This is a genomic window from Mesorhizobium sp. ES1-6 (genome assembly GCF_020164775.1).
Classification (GTDB): Bacteria; Pseudomonadota; Alphaproteobacteria; order Rhizobiales; family Rhizobiaceae; genus Mesorhizobium.
In genome coordinates, this window is record NZ_JAIUGU010000001.1 from 82,731 (window position 1) to 107,676 (window position 24,946).

Here is a 24,946-nt window from a genome sequence, read left to right on the forward strand (position 1 = left end):
GCTTGCCAGCCTCATTCCAGACCGTATGTTGGCGCCCGGCTGCCTGATTGGTTGAGCCAGCCGATGCGGCTGCAAAAGGTCTGAACGGATGAATGTGATCGTTGTTGGCGCGGGGATCGCCGGTCTCTCCACGGCGTGGTCGCTGGTCAAGGGGGGCCACGCCGTGTCGATCGTCGAGCAGGGGCCGATCCCCAATCCGCTAGCGGCCTCGGGCGACCATCACCGCATCATCCGCCGCGCCTACCGTGCGGGAACCGGGTATGGGCGGCTGATCACCGAAGCCTATCAGGCCTGGGATGAGATGTGGGCCGATCTCGGTGAGAACCATCTCGATCCCAGGGGATTCCTCTGCGTTTCGCGCGAACCCGGCGACGAAGCCGAGGAATACCGCGAGGGTCTGGAAGAGGGAAATTTCCCTTTCGAATTGCTGGAACCGGACGCGGCCGTCGAACGCTGGCCGTTCCTTGAGGCCGGCTCGTTCCGCTACGCCTATTTTTCGCCGGAAGGCGGCGCACTGCATTGCCGCAGAATAGCGGCGGGCCTGGCCAACTGGCTGCGCGCCAACGGCGCCAATGTCTACGAGCACAGCAAGGCGACGGAAATCGACGCCGAGGCCGGCCATATCGTGCTGGAAAGTGGCGAGACGATGCAGGCCGACCGCATCGTCGTCGCCGCCGGCGCCTGGGTGCTGAAGCTGTTTCCGGAATTGGGCGGCGACCTGAAGACCTATCGTACGGCCCTCGCTTATGTCGAACCGCCGGCCGACCTCAAGGCGGCCTGGGAGACCGCGCCCATCATCCTGGATGTCGGCGGCAAGACCGACGGCTACATGATCCCGATCAGCCGTGGCGCCGGCATGAAGTTCGGCTCGGGCCTGCACAAGGTGCCGACCAGCGATGCCGACTGGAACCGCGAGCCGGTGCCCGGCGAGGGCGAGGCGATCCGCAACCTGTTTTCGCCTCCGATCGCCCGCATCGAGGAGTACAAGGTCACCGAAGTGGTCACCTGCGCCTACACTTTTACCGATGACGAGAAATTCCTGGCGCATGAGACTGGCAAGTGCCTGGTCGTCTCGGCCTGTTCGGGCCATGGCTACAAGTTCGGCGCGGCGGTCGGGCGTCGTGTTGCGAAAGCTGTCGGTGACGGCGATGTCACCGGCCTCAAAGCCTGGCTACGCGCCGAAATGGCCTGAGCCTAATCCTGGCAATGCCTTGGAATATGCACCCGCCGCCAGTTGGATGTGCCTTCGCGCACCAGCACGCGCCGTTGGACGGTCTGGTATGAGGCGGGAACATCGATGATCCGCCTTTGCTCGGGCCGCACCAGCACCTCCTCGGCGATGCTGTCATATTGCGCCGGAATGACGACGCGTCGCGTGCGTTCCGGCTGGATCACCACCGTCTCGGCGACGCGTTCGTAGCGCGCCTTGTGCCAGACCTTGCACAGCACGCGGCGGCCATGGATGACGCGCCATTCCCAGGAATAGCCGCCGCCGTCGACCCTGACGGTGTGGTAGACGGTTCGCGTGATTGCCGGCACCACTTCATATCGAACCTGTGCCGGCGCGGTCATCACCACGCGCTCGCGCGTACCGTAGATCGGCGGGTCATAGTCGACGACCTGCTGGCCGGGTGGGCTGACCATGACGTCCTCGTAGACCGTGTCGTAGACATCGGGTGTGCGGACGGGCTCGTAGCATTCGACGGCGCGGCCACCGGCCGCCGTCTGCGAAATCGAGCCGAGCACGGCCAGCCCGGCAATGGTGAAGCGTGCGGTTTTCCCTGACATGGCACTCCCCGTGTTGAACTGTGCGATGACGGTTCAACGTTGGATTGTAGGAGAAGCTGCCCCGGGGGAAAGCGGTTTCCGCGTATTTCGTAAGTGACGCGGTTAAGAAATTGCTACGCAATGGTCCCCGGACATGCCGCTTCGGGAGGCGAAGGCATCGGCCGACGCGAATCCCTGGCCGTAAAGCTTGATTCGACTTACCCAGATGGCTAGGACGGGTCGGCCTTGCACAAGGATGAGCCGGCATCCTATTTACATCTTGACGATCCAGAACCGATTCTGCCCGAGCTGCCAGCCTGTCCGGCGCCGGACTCCCACCGCGAGACAAGAGATATCTGATGAAGAACCCCGTCGAAACCTACATGAACCTCGTTCCGATGGTGGTCGAACAGACCAATCGCGGCGAGCGGGCCTACGACATTTTCTCGCGCCTCCTCAAGGAGCGCATCATTTTCATCACCGGTCCGGTCGAGGACGGCATGGCGACGCTGGTCTGCGCGCAGCTTCTGTTCCTCGAAGCCGAGAATCCGAAGAAGGAAATCAACCTCTACATCAATTCGCCGGGTGGCGTCGTCACCTCGGGCATGGCCATCTACGACACCATGCAGTTCATCAAGCCGGCCGTGTCGACGCTGTGCATCGGTCAGGCGGCCTCGATGGGTTCGCTGCTTCTGACCGCCGGCCACAAGGATATGCGCTTCGCCACGCCGAACGCCCGCATCATGGTTCACCAGCCGTCCGGCGGCTTCCAGGGCCAGGCGTCCGACATCGAGCGCCACGCCATGGATATCGTCAAGCTGAAGCGCCGTCTCAACGAGGTCTACGTCAAGCACACGGGCAAGACCTACGAGGAGATTGAAAAGACGCTCGACCGCGACCATTTCATGACCGCCGACGAGGCCAAGGATTTCGGCCTGATCGACAAGGTCATTTCGTCGCGCGAGCCGGTCGAAGGGGCCGTGGCATAAGGGCTTGTTGGCAGTTGGATGGCACCATCACACGCTTTTGGCGCCTCTTGCGGCATTTCGGCCACAATTGGCTGTTCCCTCGGGGGTCAGGATTGCCTACGTTAAGGCTATGTTGATTTTCGACGGCTTAGCTTTGCGTGGGAAAGCTGCGAATCATTGCCACGTTTTCTGATTTGTGTTTCGTACGGAATACGTTGCGGGAGCCGGGATACTGGCGGCGGCGGATTCCCGCGATAAATAGAGTATGCGCCCTTTCAGCCAGACCATCGGCGGGCGGCCATGAAAGGACATGAAAATGAGCAAGGTCGGCAACAACAGCGGTGATTCCAAGAACACGCTTTATTGCTCGTTTTGCGGCAAGAGCCAGCACGAGGTGCGCAAGCTGATCGCCGGTCCGACGGTCTTCATCTGCGACGAGTGCGTCGAACTCTGCATGGACATCATCCGCGAGGAGAACAAGACCTCGATGGTGAAGTCGCGCGAGGGCGTGCCGACACCGCAGGAGATCCTCAAGGTTCTCGACGACTATGTCATCGGCCAGCCCTACGCCAAGCGCGTGCTGTCGGTGGCCGTCCACAACCACTACAAGCGCCTGGCGCATGCCGGCAAGAACAACGATGTCGAGTTGGCCAAGTCCAACATCCTGCTGATCGGCCCGACCGGCTGCGGCAAGACGCTGCTGGCGCAGACTCTGGCCCGCATCATCGACGTGCCCTTCACCATGGCCGATGCCACGACCCTGACCGAAGCCGGTTATGTCGGCGAGGACGTCGAGAACATCATCCTGAAGCTCCTGCAGTCGGCCGACTACAATGTCGAGCGCGCCCAGCGCGGCATCGTCTACATCGACGAGATCGACAAGATTTCGCGCAAGTCCGACAATCCGTCCATCACCCGCGACGTGTCGGGCGAGGGCGTGCAGCAGGCGCTGTTGAAGATCATGGAAGGCACCGTTGCCTCCGTGCCGCCGCAGGGCGGCCGCAAGCACCCGCAGCAGGAGTTCCTGCAGGTCGACACCGCCAACATCCTGTTCATCTGCGGCGGCGCTTTCGCCGGACTGGACAAGATCATCTCGGATCGCGGCAGGAAGACCTCGATCGGGTTTGGCGCCATCGTCGCGTCGCCGGAGGATCGCCGCACGGGTGACGTTTTCCGCCTGGTCGAGCCGGAGGATTTGCTGAAGTTCGGTCTCATTCCGGAGTTCGTCGGTCGTCTGCCGGTCCTGGCGACACTGGAGGACCTCGACGAGCCGGCACTGATCCAGATCCTGACCGAGCCGAAGAACGCGCTGGTCAAACAGTATCAGCGGCTGTTCGAGATGGAGAATGTCGATCTGACCTTCCACGAGAACGCGCTGTCGGCGATCGCCAAGCGCGCCATCGAGCGCAAGACTGGCGCGCGCGGCCTGCGTTCGATCATGGAAGCGATCCTGCTCGACACGATGTTCGAACTGCCCGCGCTCGAAGGCGTGCGCGAGGTGGTGATTTCGGAAGAAGTGGTGACCGGCAGCGCCCGGCCGCTCTACATCTATTCCGAACAGAAGGAAAAGAAGGGCAATGTCAGCGCCTGAGATGACACTTGGCCCTATATTTTTGTGGAACGGCGCCCTCGCGGCGCCGTTTTGCTGTGAGGAACCGGCACAGCTCGTGATGGAGTGGATTGCGGACCATGTTAACTCTTGATCTTTGGCCCGCCTGCATCCACCTAACACGAGAAGGCCGAGGTGCCCGATTTCGTGCTGTAAAACTCCCGTCACAAACGGTGGTAGGCGGAACGATCCCCGGTCGTTAATATGAGATTCGCGGTTGGCCTGATGGTGGCCGCGACATGAAAGGTTGGACAATGGCCAAAATATCCAAGGCTCCCAGCGACGGCGTCTTCGCGGTCCTCCCACTGCGCGACATCGTGGTGTTCCCGCATATGATCGTTCCGCTCTTCGTCGGGCGTGAAAAGTCGATCAAGGCGCTGGAAGAGGTAATGGGGCAGGAAAAGCAGATCCTGCTTGCCACCCAGATGAATGCCGCCGATGACGATCCCGAGCCCGATGCGATCTTCGACATCGGCACGCTCGCCAATGTGCTGCAATTGCTGAAGCTGCCCGACGGCACCGTCAAGGTTCTGGTCGAGGGCGCCTCGCGTGCGAAAATCGTCTCCTTCACCGACCGTGCCGACTTCCACGAGGCCAAGGCCACGGCGCTGGTCGAGCCGGAAGAGGAAGAGGTCGAGGTCGAGGCTCTGGCCCGCTCGGTCGTCACCGACTTCGAGAACTACGTCAAGCTGAACAAGAAGATCTCGCCCGAAGTGGTGGGTGCCGCCAGCCAGATCGACGACTATTCCAAGCTCGCCGACACGGTCGCCTCGCACCTTGCCATCAAGATCCCCGAGAAGCAGGAGATGCTGGCCACGCTTTCCGTCAAGGAGCGGCTGGAAAAGGCGATGGGCTTCATGGAAGCCGAAATCTCCGTCCTGCAGGTGGAGAAGCGCATCCGCTCGCGCGTCAAGCGCCAGATGGAGAAGACGCAGCGCGAATACTACCTCAACGAGCAGATGAAGGCGATCCAGAAGGAACTCGGCGAGGGCGAGGACGGCCGCGACGAGGCCGCCGAGATCGAGGCGCGCATCAAGAAGACAAAGCTCTCCAAGGAAGCCCGCGAAAAGGCGGAAGCCGAGTTGAAGAAGCTCCGGACGATGTCGCCCATGTCGGCGGAATCGACCGTCGTGCGCAATTATCTCGATTGGCTGCTGTCGATCCCGTGGGGCAGGAACTCCAAGGTCAAGCAGGATCTCGCCTACGCGCAGAACGTCCTCGACACCGATCATTTCGGCCTCGACAAGGTCAAGGACCGCATCGTCGAGTACCTTGCCGTGCAAAGCCGCCAGAAGAAGCTGAAGGGGCCGATCCTGTGCCTCGTCGGCCCTCCCGGCGTCGGTAAGACCTCGCTCGGCAAGTCGATCGCCAAGGCAACCGGCCGCGAATTCATCCGCATGGCGCTTGGCGGCGTGCGTGACGAGGCCGAGATCCGTGGTCACCGGCGCACCTATATCGGCTCGATGCCCGGCAAGGTCATCCAGTCGATGAAGAAGGCCAAGAAGTCCAACCCGCTCTTCCTGCTCGACGAGATCGATAAGATGGGCCAGGACTTCCGTGGCGATCCGTCGTCGGCGCTGCTCGAGGTGCTCGACCCCGAACAGAACTCGACGTTCATGGACCATTACCTCGAGGTCGAATACGACCTGTCGAGCGTGATGTTCGTGACGACGGCGAACACGCTGAACATCCCTGCGCCCCTGATGGACCGCATGGAGATCATCCGTATCGCCGGCTACACCGAGGACGAGAAGATCGAAATCGCCAAGCGGCACCTGATGCCGAAGGTGATCCGCGATCACGCGCTGCAGCCGAAGGAGTTTTCCGTCGGCGAGGATGCGATCCGCGCCATCATCCAGACCTACACCCGTGAAGCGGGCGTCCGGAGTCTGGAGCGCGAGCTGATGAAGCTCGGCCGCAAGGCGGTGACCGAGATCCTGAAGACGAAGAAGAAGACGGTGAACATCACGGCGGCGAACCTCGCCGATTACCTTGGTGTCCAGCGCTACCGCTTCGGCCAGGTCGAGGCTGACGATCAGGTCGGTGTCGTTACCGGTCTTGCCTGGACGGAAGTCGGCGGCGAGCTGCTGACGGTCGAAGGCGTCATGATGCCCGGCAAGGGCCGCATGACGGTGACCGGCAATCTGCGCGATGTGATGAAGGAATCGATCTCGGCGGCCGCCTCCTATGTCCGCTCGCGTGCCATCGATTTCGGCATCGAGCCACCGCTGTTCGACAAGCGCGACATCCACGTCCACTTGCCGGAAGGCGCCACGCCGAAGGACGGTCCGTCCGCTGGTGCGGCCATGGCCACGGCCATCGTGTCGGTGCTGACGGGCATTCCGGTCCGGGCCGATGTGGCGATGACTGGCGAGATAACGCTTCGCGGCCGCATCTTGCCGATCGGCGGCCTCAAGGAGAAGCTGCTCGCCGCCCTGCGCGGCGGCATCAAGAAGGTGCTGATCCCGGAAGACAACGCCAAGGATCTGGCGGAGATACCGGACAATGTGAAGAACGGCATGGAGATCATTCCGGTCTCGCGGGTCGGTGAGGTGTTGCGCCACGCGCTGGTGCGGATGCCGGAGCCGATCGAATGGGTCGAACCGGTCAATCCGCCGGCCGCGACGGACACCTCGGATGACGCCGGAAAGTCGCTCGCACATTAGTTTTTACTAAAGTTGCAGCGCACAAACAGAAAGCCGGGCCTCGCGCCCGGCTTTTTCATGTGAAAAACCCCGGAATTCCGGGCTTTTTCCGCTTTTTTCCTGCCTTTTCGACTTGGTTGCGGGAACGCTTCTTTCTAAAGTCCGTTTCCTGCCGGATGAGTCGTGAGTTCCGGTGTTCTCATGGAAGGGAATTTTTATGAACAAGAACGAACTGGTGTCCGCTGTCGCCGACGCCGCGAGCATTTCGAAGGGTGACGCGCAGTCCGCGGTCGATGCAGTGTTTTCTGTCATCTCCGGCGAACTGAAGAAGGGCGGCGATGTCCGGCTTGTCGGCTTTGGCAATTTCACCGTGTCAAAGCGCGCCGCATCCACCGGCCGCAACCCCCAGACCGGCGCCGAAGTGAAGATCCCGGCGCGCACCGTGCCGAAGTTCTCGGCCGGCAAAGGCCTCAAGGACGCCGTCAACTAAGCGCGTTTTTCATTTTCAAAAGACCAGGAAAGCCGGGCATGCCCGGCTTTTCTTTTGTCCAGGCGAACCCCCGGTCGCCGGTCATGCCGTCGGCGCCTCGGCGCGCATTAGGCCTTCCTTTTTGAGATCGGCCCAAAGTGCCGCCGGCAGTTTCGCGTCGAGCAGCGACCGGTTGCTTTCGACTTCTTCAGGCCGCTGGCCGCCGGGGATCACTGAAACGACCGAGGGATGCAGCAGCGGGAATTGCAACGCCGCCTCGATCAGCCTGACCCCATGGCGCTTGCAGACGCTCTCGATGCCGGCGACCCGGTCGAGAATATCCTTGGGCGCTTCGGAATAATTGTAGTAGGCGCCAGGCTTCGGTCCCGTCGCCAGGATGCCGGAATTGTAGGGCCCGCCCAGAACGATGCCGATGCCGCGCCTCTGGCAGAGCGGCAGGAAGGATGTCAGCGCCTCCTGTTCCAGCAGCGTGTAGCGCCCCGCAAGCAGGAACAGGTCGAAATCGCCTCGCTCGGCCAGCGTCTGGGCGACCGGCCATTCATTGATGCCGCCGCCGAACGCCTTGATGACGCCCTGGTCGCGCAAGGCGAGCAGGCCATAATAGCCCGAGCGCATGAACTCCTCGATGCGCTGGTCGGACGCCTCCTTGCTGCCATGGGTGAAGATGTCGACATCGTGCACGAACAGGATGTCGATGCGATCGACGCCGAGCCGCTCGAGCGAGGCCTCGAACGAGCGCATGACGCCGTCATAGCTGTAGTCGTAGACTTCCTTGCGCGACGGCGTGTCGAAGAACTTGCCGATGCCGGTGCGCTCTTCCGGCGGGCAGGCGCGCATGATGCGGCCGACCTTGCTCGACAGCACGTAATCGTCGCGCTTCTTGCCGCGCAGGAACGGGTTGAGGCGCGTTTCCGACAGGCCGAGCCCATAGAGTGGTGCCGTGTCGTAGTAGCGGCAGCCGGTCGCCCAGGCGGTCTCCAGCGTCGCATTGGCGTCCTCGTCGGAGACCGCGCGGTAAAGATTGCCGAGCGGCGCCGTGCCGAAACCCAGCTCCGTGAAAGTGATGCCGCCATTGCCGATGCGGTCGAAGTGCCGTGTCTTCATGTCGTGCCCGTCTGCCTTGCTGATTTGTCTGACATGACACTATCATGCTCGTGGCTTGGCAAAAGCACCGCCGAGCGTTGGACACGCTTTTTCGCGGTTGTTAGCATGAACGAAATCAAGCTGTTCCGGGGGAAAGCGTGATCGGGAATTGCCAATCATCTTCGATTGCCGGCTCGCGGGCGGGGCTGCGGTGAGCGACTCCAGCTCACGGATGTTCACGACCGCTCTCGACGAGCTTGGCGCGGTGTTGGCGCGTATCGACGGCGACCGGATCGACGCCGCCTGCGGGATGCTGGTGGGAGCCAGGCAGATCGTCGCCTATGGCTGCGGCCGCGAGGCCTTGCAGATGAAGGGCTTCGCCATGCGGCTCTACCATCTGGGCCTGCCGGTTTCGGTCGTCGGCGACATGACCACCCCGCCCGTGGGGCAGGGCGATGTCTTCCTTGTCAGCTCCGGACCCGGCGAAACCTCGACCGTGCTCACCTTGATGCGCATCGCGCGTGAGGCGGGCGCAACCGTCCTGCTCCTGACCGCCCAGCCAGGCGGCAGCGCCGCAAGCCTGGCTGATCTGACGTTGCTGATCCCGGCGCAGACCATGGCCGACGACCAGGGGCCGCGAAAGACGTCGGTACTGCCGATGGGCTCGGTGTTCGAGGGAGCGTTGTTCCTGCTGTTCGAGATCATGGTGCTGAAACTCAGGGACATGACCGCGGCGTCGCCGGAAGCCATGCGCGCCCGCCACACCAACATGGAATAGATGATGCGCTATGAACTGATGCTGCCGCACCAGATCCGCAAGGCGATCGCCGAGTATTGGCCGGTCGTCCTGCCGCTCGGCGTGCTGGAATACCACGGCGAGCACATGGCCGTCGGCATGGACACGCTGGCCGTCATCAAGACGCTGGAGCTGTTCGAAAAGGAGAGCGACATCGTCATCCTGCCGCCCTTCTACTATGGCGCGGCGAGCTATGCGGTGGCCCCACCCGAAGGCAGCGGCTCCGTTCAGGTCGGCGGCAATCAGCTGGCGCCGTTCGGTGAGGCGCTGTTCTACGGCCTGCTGCGCATCGGCTTTCGCAACATCCACGCCATCATCCATCACCAGACCGAGAATTTCGCCGCCGGCATGCCGACCGATCTCGCCTTCAAGACCGCCGGGCGTCAGGCGATCTTCCGTTTCCTCGAGGAGCAGCGCGGCGAGGGGTGGTGGGGTTCCCAGACCATGGCCGACTACTATGCCGGACATGCGGCAGGCGAAAATTTCTTCAACTGGGTGCAGGTGCATCCGCTGATGCCGGCGACGATGAACGGCAGGTACCCGTTCGACCACGCCGGCATTGGCGAGACATCGCTGATGCTGGCGCTATGCCCGGAAGCAGTCGATCCAACGCATTTCGCTGACAACACTGGCTGGTATACGGCCGGTGCCAAGGATGCATCGGCGAGTTTGGGCAATAAGGGTGTCGCCATGATCATGGATCACCTGCGGGAAATCCTAAAGGCCTAACCCCGGCTTTTAGGCCGCTCCGCCCGGTAGTCGGCGATGGATTTGTCAGGATCGCTTTTGGGTAACCGCTGTTCTCAGCCACGGCCTTAAGTGGGAAGAGATGTGGATCACCTGCTCCCGACCCACTGCCGGATCTCGTCAGCCAATTGCTCGAGAACGCCTGTCGTCTCGGCAGGGAGCGGGTCTGGAAACCGTTGCTCGGGATACGCGAGCGTTCCCCCCAGATGGACCGGCTGGACGCAGGGCATCTCGTGCTGTTCGAAAAACTTGATCATGTTGTCCGCGCATTGGTGCACACTCGGATCGTCCGCGGGATCGGTGGCGCCGTTGACGATGACCGCTCCGAGTTTTCCTTTGAGCTGTTGTCCGTCGCGCCACAGGGGATCCAATCTGTCGAGCAAGACGACGCCCAGGGCCGGCGGCATTCCGAAGCAGGTGGGAGTGGCCATCAGGATCACGTCCGACTCTTTCATGAGTGACAGAACACGATCGATCCCGTCGCCGTGGTATCCGAGCGTTTGATAACACTGCTCGCACCCGAGGCAGTCGATACGCTCATCGGCCAGACGCACCTGTTCCACGACCTTCACCCGCCAATCTCTCTCGAGTGAGCGAAGAACCTCGCCGAGCATGCGCCCTGAATTACTGGACGCGCGTGGGCTGCAATCTATTCCAATGATGGTTGTCGCTTTGTCCATGTGGAGGATCCCTAAGTAAGGCGTGACAGCTCGATACTGAATGGCACGGGTTTGAGTATCCCCAATCATGGCTTCAAAGTCGACGATACTCGCTCTTTACCTTTGGATTCCCGGATCACTCCGATGCGTGACACCAAAGCCACCTCCGAATAGACGCAGGGCAGCATGTCGTCGAACTGGCTTTGCGGATGGCCACGGCCCAGATGAAGGTAACGGTGCCGGTTATTCCCAGATGACATAGAGGGCTATTCCGAGTGCAAGGTGGTTGGCGGAAAACCCACCAGGGCCATGAGCAGGCCGCCGCAAAGCATTGCCAGCACAAAGCCGGCAATGACGGCGCGTCCCGTGCTACGCTATCTGCATGGCGCCCTTGCCGTAGCGGTCGCGGCCGACACAACCGACACGGATGCCGCGTGCGAACCAATCTGAGCCAGCCATGGCTACTTCACCGCACCCGCCGTCATGCCCATGATGAGATAGCGCTCCAGTGCAATCCCGATGACGGCAAGCGGCGCGATCGCTGCGGTGGCAAGGGCGGCCATCGACCACCAGTTGATGCCTTGCGAGCCGGTCTGGCTGGCCACCATGACGGGAATTGTCTTGGCGTCGGTCGAGGTCAAAAGGGCGGCGAAGAAATACTCGTTCCAGCACAGCACCATCGCCAGGATGAATGCCGCGACCATGCCTGGCAGGGCGATCGGCATGACGATGCGGAAAAAGGCGCCCCAGATCGACAGGCCGTCGACAAGGGCTGCTTCCTCGAGTTCGACGGGGATGGAATTGAACTGGTCGCGCATGATCCAGATGACGATCGGCAGCACCATCAGCGTGTAGAGCAGGATCAGCCCGACGCGCGTATCGAGCAGGCCGACTTCGCGGTAGAGCACCAGGAAGGGCAGGGCCAGCACTACCGGCGGCAGAATCAGCTGCGACAGGAAGAAGAACGAGATGTCCTCGTTCTTGAACCAGGCGAAATGGTAGCGATAGCGGGTCAGGCCATAGGCGGCGAGGCTGCCGATGACGATCGCCAGGCTCGACGCCCCAACCGAGGTGATGACCGAGTTCATGAAGCGCTTGAGGAACTCGTCGCGCACCGTCGAGGTCTGGAGGATCGAGTCCGGCGACAAGCCAAGCGATCGCCAGCCTTTCCAATCCGGCTGGAAGTCGACGAACGGGATCAAGTGGCCCTGGGTGACGTCCACCGCCGTCTTGAACGACGTGGTGATGGTCCAGTAGATCGGAAACAGGCAGATGAAGGCCCAGAAGGCAAGCGCGCCATAGATGAAGACGCGGCTGGCGACGAAGCTCGCCGGCGAGCGGATCTCGGATGCGACGTAGTCGGTGGTCTGGACGCTCATCTCAACCTAATTCACATTGCGCACGAAACGGCTGGCGAACTTCAACAGCCAGGTCACGAACACCACGATGATGACGAGATAGGCCATCGCCAGCATGGTGCCGTAGCCGACATTCGAACGGTCGCGGTATTCGCGGTAGATGAAGCTCGACACCGAATCGGTGGCGCCGCCCGGACCGCCCGAGGTGACCGTGATGATGATGTCGGCAAGCTTCAGCTTGAAGATGATGCGCAGGATCACCGCCGTCACCGACACCGGCAGCATCAGCGGGAACGTGACCTGCCAGAAGGTCTGCCAGGCCGTCGCGCCATCGACACGCGCCGCCTCCAGCACCTCGCGCGACATCGCCTGCAGCCCGGCCAGCAGCATGATCATCATGAACGGAATGAAGGTCCATGCGTCCAGCAGCATGATCGAGATACGGGCGGTGATCGGGTTCGAGAAGAAGGCCGGGTCTTCCCAGCCGATATGCCGCGCCAGCGTCGCCGCCGGCCCAAAGCGGTATTCCATCAGCGATTTGCCGATCATCCACGACACCGCGACCGGCGACAGCATCAGCGGCATCAGGAACACCACCCTGAAGAATTTGCGGGCGCGGATCTGCGCGTTGAGCAGCAGCGCCAGGCCAAAGGCGATGACATATTCGACCAGCACCGCCAGCACGTAGAGCACCATGTTGAACAGCGCGTTGCGGTAGTAGGGATCGGCGAGCATCTGCCAGAAATTGTCGAGCCCGTTGAACCTGCGCCCGCTGAAGGAGGAGAGGTTCCAGTCGGTGAGCGCGATGTAGAAGCCGAACAGCGTCGGGAAGATCACCATCGCGATGGTGAACAAGAGGGCGGGCAGCAGGAACAGCGCGCGCTGGCCGTCCTCGCCGCGGGTCAGGACCTGGCCGATGCCGATCGCCACGCCCCACAGCACATAGGCATAGACCACGGGCCGCCACGTCTCGAAGCCGATCGTGTCGACCTCGGTCTTGTAGAGGATCTGCAGCACGATCGTTGCCAACAGGCCAAGCGTGGCAAGCGCCATCAGCGCCCAGCCCAAACGCCGGCGGCGTGGCGGGATCAGATCATAGGGGGCGGCGTCTGCAGGCCACCGGGTCGCGGTCGAAGTCTGGTCAGCCACAAATCTCGCCCGTTTTGCAAAGGTCCGGGATCACCGGAACCGGTCGGATATGGTCCGGCGGGCAAGCCGCCGGACCATGGTCGATGGATCAGGCCAAGCCCAGCGAGGCCTTGTAGAGCTTGATCTGCTTGTCGCGGCCGATCTGGTCGGTCAGCTTCTCCCAGGCGGCCGCGATGGCATCGGCGCCTTCCTGCGCCTTCATCTTGCCGGCGAAGGTGTTGGCCAGGATATCCTCGGCGGCGCTGTAGTACTGGAAGATGCCGGGGATGCGCGGCTCGATCGCCGCGTTGGGATGGTTGTAGCTGTCGCCTTCCGACTTCAGATACGAGGTGATGAACGCCTCGTCGTAGCCGGCCGCCACCCACTCGGGAATGTCGAAATGGGAATTGCGGTAAGGCTGGAAGCCCGACGGATACATCGCCGTCCAGATCGACAGGTCCTTGCCGCCGAGATGGGCGGCGGCCGACCATGCCGCTTTCTTCTTCTTCTCGTCGCTATCGACGCGGGCCATGACATAGACGCCCCAGCCGAGATAGGCGCAGTTCGGCGAATAGTTCGGGCCGCTGGCGAGCTTGTCCCACTTGCCGGTCTTGGAGTTGTAGACATCGTCGGAGCCCGGCAGGATCGAGAAGCCGGTGACGTCGCCGATGACCGAGCTATCGTTGGTCTTGACGTTCGAGCCGACGTCGCCCCACCAGGGGATCATCGAGCCGGTGCCGGCCAGGAACTGCTGGAAGGCGGTGGTGTTCGGGTCGGCATTGATCTGGTCGGCGGGTTCCGACGGCAGCGCGTCGATGACGTCCTGGATGGCGCGTACCCAGGCCGGATTGTTGACGCGCGGCTTCATCGTGTCGGCGTCGAACAGCCAGGCCTTGTCGTCGGGATGCTTGGCATAGGCGGTGGCGCGGCTGCCCAGGAAGTAGAAGCCGAAACCGCCCCACGGCTTGGGCGCGTCGAGATAGCCGTAGACGTCCTGGCCCTTGAACTTCTTGCCTTTCAGGAACTTGGTCACGGCCTGCACCTGCTGCCAGGTCTTCGGCACGCCCCACTCACCCTCACCGCCGCCGTCCTTCCACTGCTTGGCGAGGTCGGCATCGGCGAACACGTCGGTGCGGTAGTTGAAGTTGTGCGTGTCGCCGTCGATGGTAACGCGGTACTGCTTGCCGTCCCAAGTGCCGACGGGCGGCTTGAGGTAGTTGACGAGATCGTCGAAATCGATCTGCTTCTTGACCCAGTCGGGCATCTCCGACGTCAGGCCCTTGCCGCAGACGTCGCCCTCGAACGGCGCGCCCATCTCGATGATGTCGAAATCGACGGTGCCGGTGGCGATCGACTGCTGCAGGCGGGCGTTGTAGTCGGCCTGCGCCAGGTCGATCCAGCTGATCTTGGCGCCGGTATAGGTCTCCCACGGCTTCAGGAAGCCACGGAACAGCACATTGTGCAGGTTCTGGTTGTTCAGGCCCATGAAGGTGAGTTCGACGCCGGCGAATTCGCCTTCCTTGACGTTGGCCTTTGTCGCCTCGAGGCAAAGCTCGCCGACCTTCTGGAAGTCGGCGTCGGTCGGCTGGCCTTTGCCAACGCCGGGGATCTGCAGGATTTTCGAGCGCAGTTCGCTCGCGGCGGAAGCCGGGCGCGTCAGGGCGCCAAGTCCGGCACCGGAAGCGGCCGCGATCGCGGCCATCGAGGCCGCGCCCTTCAATATGTCGCGCCTTGTAGCGCCGGCACGGACCAGTTTGTCGTAAAGACCTACTCGCATGGACTATTCCTCCCAGAACGTTAGTCGTGAATCGAAGTGCCAATCGTGCCGGGCGCTGGCCTTGTTCAGAAGCGAAACCAGGACCCCAACCTGCGTCGCTTCGCGTTCCGTTTTTTCGGGTAGAGTACCGGCGTTCGGATTGGCGCTCGTCACTATTCTCACAACCAAACGCCGTGTCAACGAGGACGGGTTTTTATCTATAAGAGACCGACTTGCCCTGACCGGTCGCGTTGGTTAGCTTCTGCGCCTACGGCCAGTGGAGCCGATGGGGGAATGATGGCTCAAGTCGCGATCAGCAATGTGGCCAAGGCGTTTGGAACCGTCAATGTTCTGCACGAAGTCAGCGTCGACATTGCCGATGGCCAGTTTGTCGTGCTTGTCGGCCCGTCCGGTTGCGGCAAGTCCACGCTGCTCAGGATGGTGGCTGGGCTGGAGACCGTCTCCGGCGGAACGATCGCCATCGGCGACCGCGTCGTCAATCATCTGCCGCCGGCAAAGCGCGACATCGCCATGGTGTTCCAGAACTATGCGCTCTATCCGCACAAGACGGTCGAGCAGAACATGGCTTTTGCCCTCAAGCTGCGCAAGACGGATCCGGCCGTGGTCGCCGAGCGGGTCAAGCGCGCCGCCGACATCCTCGACCTCAGCCCCTATCTGAAGCGCTATCCGCGCCAGCTTTCCGGCGGCCAGCGTCAGCGCGTCGCCATGGGGCGCGCCATCGTGCGCAATCCGCAGGTTTTCCTGTTCGACGAGCCGCTTTCGAACCTCGACGCCAAGCTACGCGTGCAGATGCGCACCGAGATCAAGGAACTGCACCAGCGGCTGAAGACCACCACCATCTATGTCACCCACGACCAGATCGAAGCCATGACGATGGCCGACAAGATCGTCGTCATGCGCGACGGGCGCATCGAACAGGTCGGCGCGCCGCTGGAGCTTTTCGACCGGCCGGCGAACCTTTTCGTTGCCGGCTTCATCGGCTCGCCGTCGATGAACCTGCTAAAGGGCACCGCGCGCAAGGGCGGCGTCGACATTGCCGGAGCGCTGTTCCCGGCTGCTCCTGGCAACGCCGTCGAGGAGGGCCGCGCGGTGGTCTATGGCGTGCGCCCCGAACATCTCGAAATCCATCCCGATGGCGTGCCGGCGAAGATTTCGGTGGTCGAGCCGACCGGCTCGGAAACCCTGGTCTTCCTGCGGTTTGGCGACGGCGAGATGGTGGCGCTGTTTCGCGAGCGACACGACTTCAAGCCTGGCGACACGCTGACGCTTCGGCCAAGGCTCGACCATATCCATCTGTTCGACGCCGAGACCGGCCAGCGTCTCTGATCTCAACGTCTCTGATCTCCAACGCACTTCACGAGGACCATCATGCTCAAAGGGATCGATCCGTTGCTCAATGCCGACGTGCTCCAGGCATTGCGGGCGATGGGACATGGCGACGACCTGATCATCGCCGACACCAACTTCCCCTCCGATTCGGTGGCGCGCCGGACCGCGCTCGGCCGGGTGCTGCGCGTCGACGCCTCGGCGGCGCAAGTGGTGAAGGCGGTGCTGTCGCTTTACCCGCTGGACACGTTCGTCGACGATTCGGCCGCCCGCATGGAGATCGTCGGCAAGCCGGACGAGATCCCGGCCGTGCAAAAGGAAGTGCAGAAGGAGATCGACGCCGCCGAGGGCAAGTCCTGGCCGATGGTGCCGGTCGAGCGTTACGCCTTCTACGAACGCGCCAAGCAGGCCTATTGCGTCATCCAGACCGGCGAACGGCGCTTCTATGGCTGCTTCGCCTTCCGCAAGGGCGTCGTGCCGCCGGACGCGGAGTAGAGACATGGGTTCGGGCAAGCCGATCGTCATGAAGCCTGTCGTGATATTGGGTGTATTTGTCGCCGATACCGCCTACAGGGCGCAGCGCCAGCCGCGCATGGGCGAAACCATCCTCGGCAATTCCTTCAAGCTGGGGCCGGGCGGCAAGGGGTCGAACCAGGCGGTGGCCGCCGGCAGGCTGGGAGCCGACGTCACGTTCCTGACCCGGCTCGGCGTCGATGCCTTCGCCGACATGGCCAAGCGGACCTGGACGGATGCCGGCGTGAAGAGCGCCGCCATCGACACGCCGGACAGCTATACCGGTGCTGCCTACATCTTCGTCGAGGAGGGAAGCGGCAACAACGCCATCATCGTCAGCCCCGGCGCGGCCATGCTGATCTCGCCTGGGGATATCGAGGCCAGTGCCGGGCTGATCCGTGGTGCGGGCGTCTTCGTGACGCAGCTCGAACAGCCGATCGAGGCCGCGCTGCGGGCGCTGGAGATCGCGCGCGGGGCAGGGGTGACGACCATCCTCAACCCGGCGCCGGCGGCAAAGCTTCCCGACCGCATCTACACGCTCTGCGACTATCTCACGCCCAACGAGACGGAGACTGAGGAATTGACCGGGCTAAGGGTTTCCTCGGTCGACGAAGCGCGCACCGCTGCCGGAAAACTGCTCGAAAAGGGTGTAGGTACGGTCATCGTCACGCTCGGCGACAAGGGCGCGCTCCTGCACACGAAGCATCGCTCCGAGCATGTCCCAGCGATCAGCGCCGGGCCCGTGGTCGAGACCACGGGGGCAGGCGATGCATTCAATGGCGGCCTGGCAGCGGCACTTTCGCGAGGCGTGGAGCCGCTGCAGGCGGTGCGCTTTGCCTGTGCCGTGGCCGGCATTTCGGTGACAAGACCGGGGACCGCGCCGTCGATGCCGACCTTGGAAGAAGTCGAGACGTTGCTGGCGAGGGGTTGAAGAGGCTTGAATGGTGGGCGATGACGGGCTCGAACCGCCGACATCTTCGGTGTAAACGAAGCGCTCTACCAACTGAGCTAATCGCCCTCTCCGGGCCGGACCTTTAAGCGGTCGGGCTCGGCTTCGCAAGGCCAAATGATCAGCCGGCGGCCTGTTCGACGGCCGCATCTGCGACCAAATCGCCGGCTGTCAAAAAACCTTCTCGACTTTGCGTTTATGCTGTCTTCCCGCGCTTGACACCCGGTACCGAACCCCTTATCCACCGCCCCAACGACGAACGCGGACACGCGCTCGTCAAATGCGCGGGTGTAGCTCAGTTGGTTAGAGTGCCGGCCTGTCACGCCGGAGGTCGCGGGTTCGAGCCCCGTCACTCGCGCCATTTCTCTCAAGGGTTTCAAGCCCTTGTCTCCAGAGAAATGTAGACGTCGATTATCACAAGTTTTCAGCAGATAGCCCGGATATTTCCGTATCCGGCTTGCTTGTGTTCATCACGGCGGCACCATCTTGAAATCCTTGCCCTCCGGCAGCAACTGTCCGCCATCGACGACAATGGTCGTTCCCGTGATGTAGCTGGCGTCGTCCGAGGCCAGGAACAGGAAGGCGTTGGCGACATCGCGTGGGCTGCCGAGGCGACCGAGCGGGATCGAATCCTCCATGTTCTTGATGTAGGCGTCGCCGCGATGCTCGCGGATGGCTTCGGTGAGGATATTGCCGGGTTCGACGCCGTTGACGGTGATGCCATAGCCGCAGAATTCCAGCGCCGCAGCGCGGATGAAGCCGTTGATGCCCGCTTTCGTCGCCGAATAATGGCCGTGCCCAGGGCTGGTGACATGCGGGCCGGTGATCGAGGAGGTGTAGAGCATGCGGCCAGAGCGCTGCGCCTTCATTGGCACCAGGGCCGCGCGGCTGGCATTGAAGGTGCCGCCCAGGTTGACGGCCATGACGCGGTCCCAGTCGTCGGCGCTGGTGTTTTCGATCAGTTGCCAGGGGTAGATGCCGGCATTCTGGACGATGATGTCGAGCCTGCCATGGTGTTTCAGCGCAAGCGCCACCGCGGCCTCGGCGTCGCGCATTTGCGAGATGTCGGTGCGGATGAAGGGGACGCCCAGTTCATCCGCGCTTGCTTGCCCGGCCTCGCTTTCTGAGTCCGCCAGGACCAGCCTTGCGCCTTCCTCGGCGAAGCGCAGCGCGATGCCCTTGCCGATGCCGCGCGCGGCACCGATGACCAACGCCACCTTGCCTTCCAGTCGTCCTGTCATGCCAAATCCTCGCCTTACGCCAATCTTTGGCGAATGGTTTGCTTGAATGCGTCGAGCAGCACGGCCGCCAGCACCAGCAGGCCATGGATGACCTGGGTGAAATTGGCGGGCAGGCCCATCAGGTTGATCGCCGTGTTGATGGCCGAGAGCAGGAGCACGCCGGCATAGACGCCGGGCAAGGTGCCGACGCCACCCTTCAGACTGACACCGCCGATAACCACGGCTGCGAAGGCGTTGAACAAAAGACCGACGCCGAGATTGGCGGTAGCGCCCGAGGTGCGGATCGCCAGCAACCAGCCGGCGAGGCCGGCGATGGCGCCGGCAAGCACGAAGGCGATGATCAGGTTGCGGTTCACCCGGATGCCGGCGCGGAAGGTCGCCGTCTCGTTGCCGCCGATCATCACGAGATGTCTGCCGAACGGCGTCCTGGCCATGATCAGCGAGAAAATGACGAAGCAGGCGATGGCGATCCAGGCGGTGAGCGGTAGGCCGGCGAGCCGCTGGATGCCGAACCAGCGGATGGCAGGCGCCAGGTCCTGCGCGGAGCGGCCGCCCGAAACGACCAGCACCAGGCCGCGTACCCAGATGTAGGACGCCAGCGTGATGATGAAGGCGCTCATCTTGACCTTGACCACGAGATAGCCGTTGAAGGCGCCGATGAGGCCGCCGACGGCAAGCGCCAGCAGCAGCGACACCGGAACCATAAGCCACTCCGGATGCAGCTGGACGCCCATGCCGATACCCGAGGAGCAAAACAGGATGCCGACCGCCATGGCGCTGAGCGCCGCGACGGATTCGACGGACAAATCCATGTGGCCGGCGATGATGACCAGCGCCAGGCCGATCGACATCACGCCGAGCACGCTGGAGGCCTCGATGATGTTGGCGAAGATGCCGAGCTGGAAATAGTTCGGGATGAAGATGGAAAAGACCACCAGCACGAACAGCAGCATGAACCAGACGAGGTTGTCGAGAACGAACTCCAGGGCATGGCGGGTGCGGGGGTTCATGAGCTGATCCGGCTGGCGCATGATCCGGAGAACGATTCTCGCGGGGTGATGCGCGGATTGGAATTACGGGGAAGCGGCTCCGGACCGAGCTGGCCCGGAGCGTTTCAGGCGACATGCCTATTCGACTGATTTGACCGTATCGGTCGGTGGCTTCTGGTTGCCCCAGAAGGCCGGATTGTCGACGTTTTCCTTGGTGATCGCAGCACCCGGGATCTTGATGTTGGGACCCCAGGCTTCCTTGGTGACGGTCGATTTCAGACCGAGCACGTCATATTCGCCGGGCTTGATCTCTTCCTTCTTGACGACCTTGTCCATGAACATGGCGACGGCCGCCGCCTGCGCGTAAAGCGGCTGCTCGACCTCGACGTTGAGCCAGCCCTTGCGGATCAGGTCGAGGCCGACCGGCGCGCCGTTCGAACTCATCAGCATGACGTCGCCCGGCTTCTTGCCGGCGGCCTCGAGCGAGGCGACGGCGGCGACCGACAGGTGCGCGGCATGGCTGAAGATCAGGTCGATGTCGGGGTTGGCAAGCATCTGGTCGGCGACGATGGTGCCGGCATTGCTGGCTTCCCACTGCATGGCCGGAAGCGAGATGATCTTGACGTCCGGGAACGCCTTCATCTTCTCCTCGAAGCCTTTCTGGATGTCGAGCGTATAGGGATCGCCGGGGTCACCAAGCACCTGCAGCACCTTGCCCTTCACCGCGCCATTCTTGGCTTTGAGAAGCTTTTCGGCCTGGTCGGCGGCGACGTAGCCGATTTCGACGGTACCCGCGACCGATGTGAAGTCGGACGGCGTCGACGTGATCTGGCGGTCGAACTCGACCACCGGGATGCCGGCCGCGCGGGCCGCCTCGATCGACGGCTTCAGCGCATTGAAATCGACCGCCGCCAGGATGATCGCCGCCGGCTTCAGCGCGATGACGTCGTTCATCTGCGATTGCTGCGCGTCGGTCTTGTTGTCGGCGTTCAGCGTCTTCATCTCGTAGCCGGTCTGTTTCAGGAACAGCTCCAGCGCGCTCACCGAGCCGGTCTGGAACTCGTCGAGCAGTGTCGGCACCATGTAATAGACGACACCCTTGGACTGCGCGAATGCCGGCGTGAGCGTGGCAAAGGCCAGTGCCAGGATACCGAAGACAGCAAGAAGTATTCGCTTCATGTCGTTGGCTCCCTGTTAAGCCGGACCCCTCTTTGTCCCTCAGCTCGCCGGTCCGGCACCGGCAAGCGTCTCCCCGGTAATCATGTTGATCACCGCATCGGGACTTGTCTTGTTGCGGGCGACGTCGCCCGCCACGACACCTTGCCGGATAACCACGATCCGGTCGGCGACCTGAAAAGCCTGCTGCATGATATGGGTGATGATGACGACGCCGATGCCCTGGCTCGCCACCTGGCGGATCATGTCGAGGCCGCGCCGCGTCTGTTCGACGCCAAGCGCGGCGAACGGTTCGTCGAGCAGCACCAGCTTGCCGCCCCAGTGCACGAAGCGGTTGAGCTCGATGGCCTGCCGCTGGCCGCCCGAGAGATGCTCGACATTGGTGCGCAATGACGGAATGCGGGTGCCGGCGCTGGCCAGGGCCTTGCCGACGACGGCCTCCATCGCGCGTTCGTCGAGCACCGGAATGCCAAGCACCTTCCTGGTGATCTCGCGGCCCATGAAGAAATTGGCGACCACGTCGACATTGGTGCAGAGCGACAGGTCCTGGTAGACGGTTTCGATCCCCGCGGCCTTGGCCTCCGCCGGCGACCGCGCCAGAAACTCCTTGCCTTCGAACAGCATGCGGCCGGAGGTCGGTTCCAATCCGCCGGCAATGATCTTGACAAGGGTCGACTTGCCGGCCCCATTGTCGCCGAGCAGCGCCACCACTTCGCCCTTGCCGATGGAAAAGCTGATGCCCTTCAGCGCTTCGATCGCGCCATAGTTCTTGGTGACGTTGTCGAGCACCAGCAGCGGTTCACTCATGCGGCAATCTCCCTGGCCGCCAGGGGATCGCGGCCGCGCTCGCGCTCGGCGGTGAACATCTGGCCGAAGCGCGGCGACAACACCCCTGAGACGGCGAGTGCGGCGGCACCCCGCAGCACGGCGTGCTGGCCGCCGCTGGCGACGATGACGCGCGGCGTCTTGCGGTCGGCGCGGGCCGAAACCGAATTGTGCAGCGGTTCGGCCGCGTCCGCCAGGCGTTCGAGCAATTCCGATGCCGCCAAGCCGCCGAGCACGACCGTCTCCGGGTCGAATAGGTTTTCGATGATGGCGATCGCGTTGCGGAAGATCGGGCCGACCCGCGCCACCCAATCGGCGTCGCTACCGGCCCGGCGGCCCCGTGCTTCGAGCGACAAATAGCGCTCGAGGCAGCCGCGATTGCCGCAGGGGCAAAGCTCGCCGTCAGGGACCATGGGAATGTGGCCGATCTCGCCGGCATTGCCCCAGGCGCCGCGCATAACGCTGCCGTCATGCATCATGGCGCCGCCGAGCCCAACGCCGAAATAGAGGTAGTAATAGTCGGAATGGCGGGCACCGATGCCATAGAGCCGTTCGCCCATCGCGGCGGCGGCCATGTCGCTCTCGAAAAACGCCGGCAATCCCGTCGCGGCCGTCAGCCGCTCACGCAGCGGCACATGCTTCCAGCCGGTCATCGTGGTCGGGCCGACAAAGCTCATGGAATCGACGTCGAACGGGCCGGGAAGCGCCATGCCGACGCCGATGACGCGGCCGCCTGGCCGCTTGCCCGTCAGGTCGCGGACCATGGCGCCAATCTGTTCGAACGCATGGTCGGGCGTCGCGTTGGGCGCTTCGCGGTGTGAACTCTCGACGACGTCGCCGCTGAGATTGATCAGCGCGGCGTCTACTCCAAGCGGTGTCAGGTGGATGCCGACGGCATAGCCGCCTTCCGGGTTGATACGCAGCGTCGCCGGTGGCAGGCCGCGTCCCTTCGGCTCTTCGCGCACGGACAGGATGTAGCCCTGTTCCTCCAGTTCGCGCACGATGGTCGACACGGTCTGGACGGTCAGCCCGACGCGGTCGGCGATCTCGCCGCGGGCGATCGGGCCATGCAGGCGGATGGACTCCAGCACGATGCGCCGATTGTACGGCCGCCCGAATTCCTGATTGGTCCCCCGCAATGCCATGCCTTGCGCCCCCGGTTGACGCAAGGTTCGCATCAAATATTTATTCAGTCAAATGGAATTCAAAAATAATCCGGAACCTGGACAGAGCCGCCGATCCCGGGGCGTCTTACCTTCGGTGGATCAGGGATGAGACTAAGCAGCGACGGTTTGCGCCCTGCCGTTACAATGGCGGATGACCACCAGCGGTTTAATGGGGCGCGGGAGACTGCCTGGCGAGGGAGAAGGCGTCGCTCGGCCGGTGGCGCCGGATTCAGCCGCCGGCAAGCGGCTGCTAGAGATACTGCGCGACTTTCCTGCCGACGGTCAGGAAGCGCAGCGGATCGATCGCCTCGCCATTGTGCCGCACTTCATAGTGCAGATGCGGGCCGGTCGAGCGTCCGCTGCTGCCGGTCTTGCCGATGATGGCGCCGGCGTCGACTTTTTCGCCCACCGTGACGTCGATCTCGCTGAGATGTCCGTAGCGCGTGGCAAAACCATTGCCATGGTCGATCTCGACCATGCGGCCATAGCCGCCGTTCCAGCCGGCCTTGGTGACGACGCCGGGCGCTGTCACCCGCGCCGCCATGCCGATCGGTGCCCTGAAATCCATTCCCGAATGCAGCGCGGCCGTGCCCAGGATGGGATCGGTGCGCACGCCGAACGGGCTGGTGACGGAGTGGCCGGGGGCGGGATTGGCAAGCGGCAGCCGGCGCGCTTCCTTCTTCAGCTGATCGAGCGTATCCAGCGCCTCGTCCAACTCTTTGACCTTGCTGTCGAAGATCATCGAGGAGTCGAGCGGGATCAGCGGTCCGCCGACATCGCTTTCGTTCTTGCCGAAATCGCTGTCGACCGGCAGTCCGGCCGCCTGCAGCGCCTGCTGAATGGCATCGGCGCTCTTATAGGCATTGTCCGCGAGCGTGCTGATGCGGCTGAGCTGGTCATTCTCGATGGATTTAAGCGACTGGTTGATCGAGACGAACAGCCTGTCGGCACGATCGGCGGCGGTATCGCTGGGCAGTGGATCGGTACGGGTCGACCACAAGGAGAAGGGCCGGGTGTCGGCCGTGCCAAGGTCGGCGCTCAGGCTGGCAACGGCGTAGCTCTGCGCTGGCACGTTGATGCTGCCTGTCACCTCGGCGCGCTTGTCCGGCTTGGCGGCGGCCGGATCTTCGGCAGGCACCGTTCCGACGTCGTTTTCAGCGCGTTCGAGCAGCGGGCCGAGGCGGCCGTGGCGCTGGCTGAGCTGTGTCTGTCGCGCGAGCAGTTCGCTGACCTTGGTTTCCATCAATTGTTGGTCGAGCAGCTGCCTGCTGGTGATGCGGTCGACCTGCGCGCGAAGCGCCGAGATGCGGTCCTCATAAGCCTGCTGCATGCGCGCCTGGCGCGCGGTGGTGGCGCCGATCAGATCGTCGCGCAGCACGAGATAGGATGTGGCCAGGAGGTAGCCGATGGCAATGGCGGCGAGGGCCGAGCCGATGAATGCCGCGAGCCAGGGCCGGATCGTGAAATGCCTGATCTCGTCGCCCCGCGCGATGATGACGGTGTGCGGTTCCTTGCGCCTGCCAAAGACTGCGGACTGACCGGTTGCGTTCACGGGACCAAGCTTTCGTTTACGACACCACGACAGCCTGATTACACATTATTAGGGTTAACAAAGACTTGTCGTGCCGCCGGCGCGGCGCCGAATGCACGCGTCGCGGGCAATGGGTTGCATGAAATCACCGGGGGCCGGCCACCACGTCGCGAAATCGTTGGTGAGGAGCACCCATGTTCCGC

General features: G+C 63.0%; 22 protein-coding genes and 2 tRNA genes. 11 read left to right on the plus strand and 13 right to left on the minus strand.

Translation table 11 applies throughout. The features are described from left to right. Positions 1-88: 88 nt before the first annotated feature. Positions 89-1,192 carry an NAD(P)/FAD-dependent oxidoreductase gene (locus tag LB564_RS00465; RefSeq protein ID WP_224534319.1) on the plus strand — a complete coding sequence of 368 codons (1,104 nt, stop codon included), beginning with the start codon at positions 89-91 and terminating at the stop codon, positions 1,190-1,192. Between the two features lie 2 nt (positions 1,193-1,194). Here LB564_RS00465 and LB564_RS00470 read toward each other — a convergent pair whose 3' ends face one another. Then, on the minus strand, positions 1,195-1,788 hold the full coding sequence (locus LB564_RS00470) for a hypothetical protein (protein WP_224534321.1): 594 nt from the start codon (positions 1,786-1,788) through the stop codon (positions 1,195-1,197). Between the two features lie 338 nt (positions 1,789-2,126). Between LB564_RS00470 and LB564_RS00475 the strand changes: the two genes are divergently transcribed. The 4 genes from LB564_RS00475 (at position 2,127) to LB564_RS00490 (ending at position 7,479) form a co-directional block, all read left to right on the plus strand. Beyond that, on the plus strand, positions 2,127-2,756 hold the full coding sequence (locus tag LB564_RS00475) for an ATP-dependent Clp protease proteolytic subunit (RefSeq protein ID WP_140706817.1): 630 nt from the start codon (positions 2,127-2,129) through the stop codon (positions 2,754-2,756). A 295-nt stretch (positions 2,757-3,051) separates the two neighbouring features. Continuing rightward, a complete protein-coding gene (gene clpX, locus LB564_RS00480; RefSeq protein ID WP_023759839.1) occupies positions 3,052-4,326 on the plus strand; it encodes an ATP-dependent Clp protease ATP-binding subunit ClpX in 1,275 nt (424 codons plus the stop codon). Positions 4,327-4,598: 272 nt separating this feature from the next. Next, on the plus strand, positions 4,599-7,010 hold the full coding sequence (gene lon / locus LB564_RS00485) for an endopeptidase La (RefSeq protein WP_224534323.1): 2,412 nt from the start codon (positions 4,599-4,601) through the stop codon (positions 7,008-7,010). A gap of 196 nt (positions 7,011-7,206) precedes the next feature. Next, positions 7,207-7,479 carry an HU family DNA-binding protein gene (locus LB564_RS00490; protein WP_015318196.1) on the plus strand — a complete coding sequence of 91 codons (273 nt, stop codon included), beginning with the start codon at positions 7,207-7,209 and terminating at the stop codon, positions 7,477-7,479. Between the two features lie 81 nt (positions 7,480-7,560). Here the strand turns inward: LB564_RS00490 and LB564_RS00495 are convergent, their stop codons facing one another. Continuing rightward, entirely contained in the window at positions 7,561-8,583 is a 1,023-nt protein-coding gene (locus LB564_RS00495; RefSeq protein ID WP_224534324.1) for an aldo/keto reductase, read from the minus strand. 211 nt (positions 8,584-8,794) lie between these two features. On the opposite strand from LB564_RS00495, the gene LB564_RS00500 reads away from it, so the two are divergent. Continuing rightward, a complete protein-coding gene (locus LB564_RS00500) occupies positions 8,795-9,340 on the plus strand; it encodes an SIS domain-containing protein (RefSeq protein ID WP_263491571.1) in 546 nt (181 codons plus the stop codon). 3 nt (positions 9,341-9,343) lie between these two features. Continuing rightward, complete coding sequence (locus LB564_RS00505; protein WP_224535371.1) at positions 9,344-10,087, plus strand: creatininase family protein; 744 nt, start codon at positions 9,344-9,346, stop codon at positions 10,085-10,087. Positions 10,088-10,194: 107 nt separating this feature from the next. Here LB564_RS00505 and LB564_RS00510 read toward each other — a convergent pair whose 3' ends face one another. The 4 genes from LB564_RS00510 to LB564_RS00525 all read right to left on the minus strand — a co-directional run bounded on the left by LB564_RS00510 (position 10,195) and on the right by LB564_RS00525 (position 15,027). After that, positions 10,195-10,785 carry a flavodoxin family protein gene (locus LB564_RS00510; RefSeq protein ID WP_224534326.1) on the minus strand — a complete coding sequence of 197 codons (591 nt, stop codon included), beginning with the start codon at positions 10,783-10,785 and terminating at the stop codon, positions 10,195-10,197. A 440-nt stretch (positions 10,786-11,225) separates the two neighbouring features. Continuing rightward, positions 11,226-12,143: a carbohydrate ABC transporter permease gene (locus tag LB564_RS00515; RefSeq protein ID WP_224534327.1), complete on the minus strand. Its 918-nt coding sequence runs from the start codon at positions 12,141-12,143 to the stop codon at positions 11,226-11,228. A gap of 6 nt (positions 12,144-12,149) precedes the next feature. Beyond that, positions 12,150-13,271 (minus strand): carbohydrate ABC transporter permease, encoded by a 1,122-nt coding sequence (locus LB564_RS00520; RefSeq protein ID WP_224534328.1) that lies wholly within the window; start codon positions 13,269-13,271, stop codon positions 12,150-12,152. An 88-nt stretch (positions 13,272-13,359) separates the two neighbouring features. After that, on the minus strand, positions 13,360-15,027 hold the full coding sequence (locus tag LB564_RS00525) for an ABC transporter substrate-binding protein (RefSeq protein ID WP_140706803.1): 1,668 nt from the start codon (positions 15,025-15,027) through the stop codon (positions 13,360-13,362). Between the two features lie 276 nt (positions 15,028-15,303). On the opposite strand from LB564_RS00525, the gene LB564_RS00530 reads away from it, so the two are divergent. Genes LB564_RS00530 through rbsK form a run of 3 tightly spaced genes read left to right on the plus strand, consistent with a single transcriptional unit; the run spans position 15,304 to position 17,797 of the window. Continuing rightward, positions 15,304-16,353, plus strand: coding sequence for an ABC transporter ATP-binding protein (locus LB564_RS00530; RefSeq protein ID WP_224535374.1), 1,050 nt, complete (start codon positions 15,304-15,306; stop codon positions 16,351-16,353). A 42-nt stretch (positions 16,354-16,395) separates the two neighbouring features. Then, entirely contained in the window at positions 16,396-16,848 is a 453-nt protein-coding gene (locus LB564_RS00535) for an RbsD/FucU family protein (RefSeq protein ID WP_224534329.1), read from the plus strand. Between the two features lie 4 nt (positions 16,849-16,852). After that, positions 16,853-17,797: a ribokinase gene (gene rbsK, locus LB564_RS00540; protein ID WP_224534331.1), complete on the plus strand. Its 945-nt coding sequence runs from the start codon at positions 16,853-16,855 to the stop codon at positions 17,795-17,797. An 11-nt stretch (positions 17,798-17,808) separates the two neighbouring features. On the opposite strand, the gene LB564_RS00545 is transcribed toward rbsK, so the two are convergent. After that, positions 17,809-17,884: transfer RNA gene (locus LB564_RS00545), tRNA-Val, on the minus strand. A 215-nt stretch (positions 17,885-18,099) separates the two neighbouring features. Between LB564_RS00545 and LB564_RS00550 the strand changes: the two genes are divergently transcribed. After that, positions 18,100-18,176 (plus strand) — tRNA-Asp (locus LB564_RS00550). A gap of 109 nt (positions 18,177-18,285) precedes the next feature. On the opposite strand, the gene LB564_RS00555 is transcribed toward LB564_RS00550, so the two are convergent. From LB564_RS00555 to LB564_RS00580, 6 genes are all read right to left on the minus strand, one after another. After that, positions 18,286-19,056: an SDR family oxidoreductase gene (locus LB564_RS00555; RefSeq protein ID WP_224534332.1), complete on the minus strand. Its 771-nt coding sequence runs from the start codon at positions 19,054-19,056 to the stop codon at positions 18,286-18,288. A gap of 14 nt (positions 19,057-19,070) precedes the next feature. After that, positions 19,071-20,066: an ABC transporter permease gene (locus tag LB564_RS00560; RefSeq protein ID WP_224534335.1), complete on the minus strand. Its 996-nt coding sequence runs from the start codon at positions 20,064-20,066 to the stop codon at positions 19,071-19,073. A 117-nt stretch (positions 20,067-20,183) separates the two neighbouring features. Next, positions 20,184-21,224 carry a sugar ABC transporter substrate-binding protein gene (locus LB564_RS00565; RefSeq protein WP_224534336.1) on the minus strand — a complete coding sequence of 347 codons (1,041 nt, stop codon included), beginning with the start codon at positions 21,222-21,224 and terminating at the stop codon, positions 20,184-20,186. 39 nt (positions 21,225-21,263) lie between these two features. Then, entirely contained in the window at positions 21,264-22,028 is a 765-nt protein-coding gene (locus LB564_RS00570; RefSeq protein ID WP_224534337.1) for an ATP-binding cassette domain-containing protein, read from the minus strand. Continuing rightward, entirely contained in the window at positions 22,025-23,191 is a 1,167-nt protein-coding gene (locus LB564_RS00575; RefSeq protein ID WP_224534338.1) for an ROK family transcriptional regulator, read from the minus strand. The genes LB564_RS00570 and LB564_RS00575 overlap by 4 nt, the downstream gene beginning before the upstream one ends. 271 nt (positions 23,192-23,462) lie before the next feature. After that, positions 23,463-24,764 carry a M23 family metallopeptidase gene (locus tag LB564_RS00580; protein ID WP_224534339.1) on the minus strand — a complete coding sequence of 434 codons (1,302 nt, stop codon included), beginning with the start codon at positions 24,762-24,764 and terminating at the stop codon, positions 23,463-23,465. Positions 24,765-24,946: the final 182 nt, after the last annotated feature.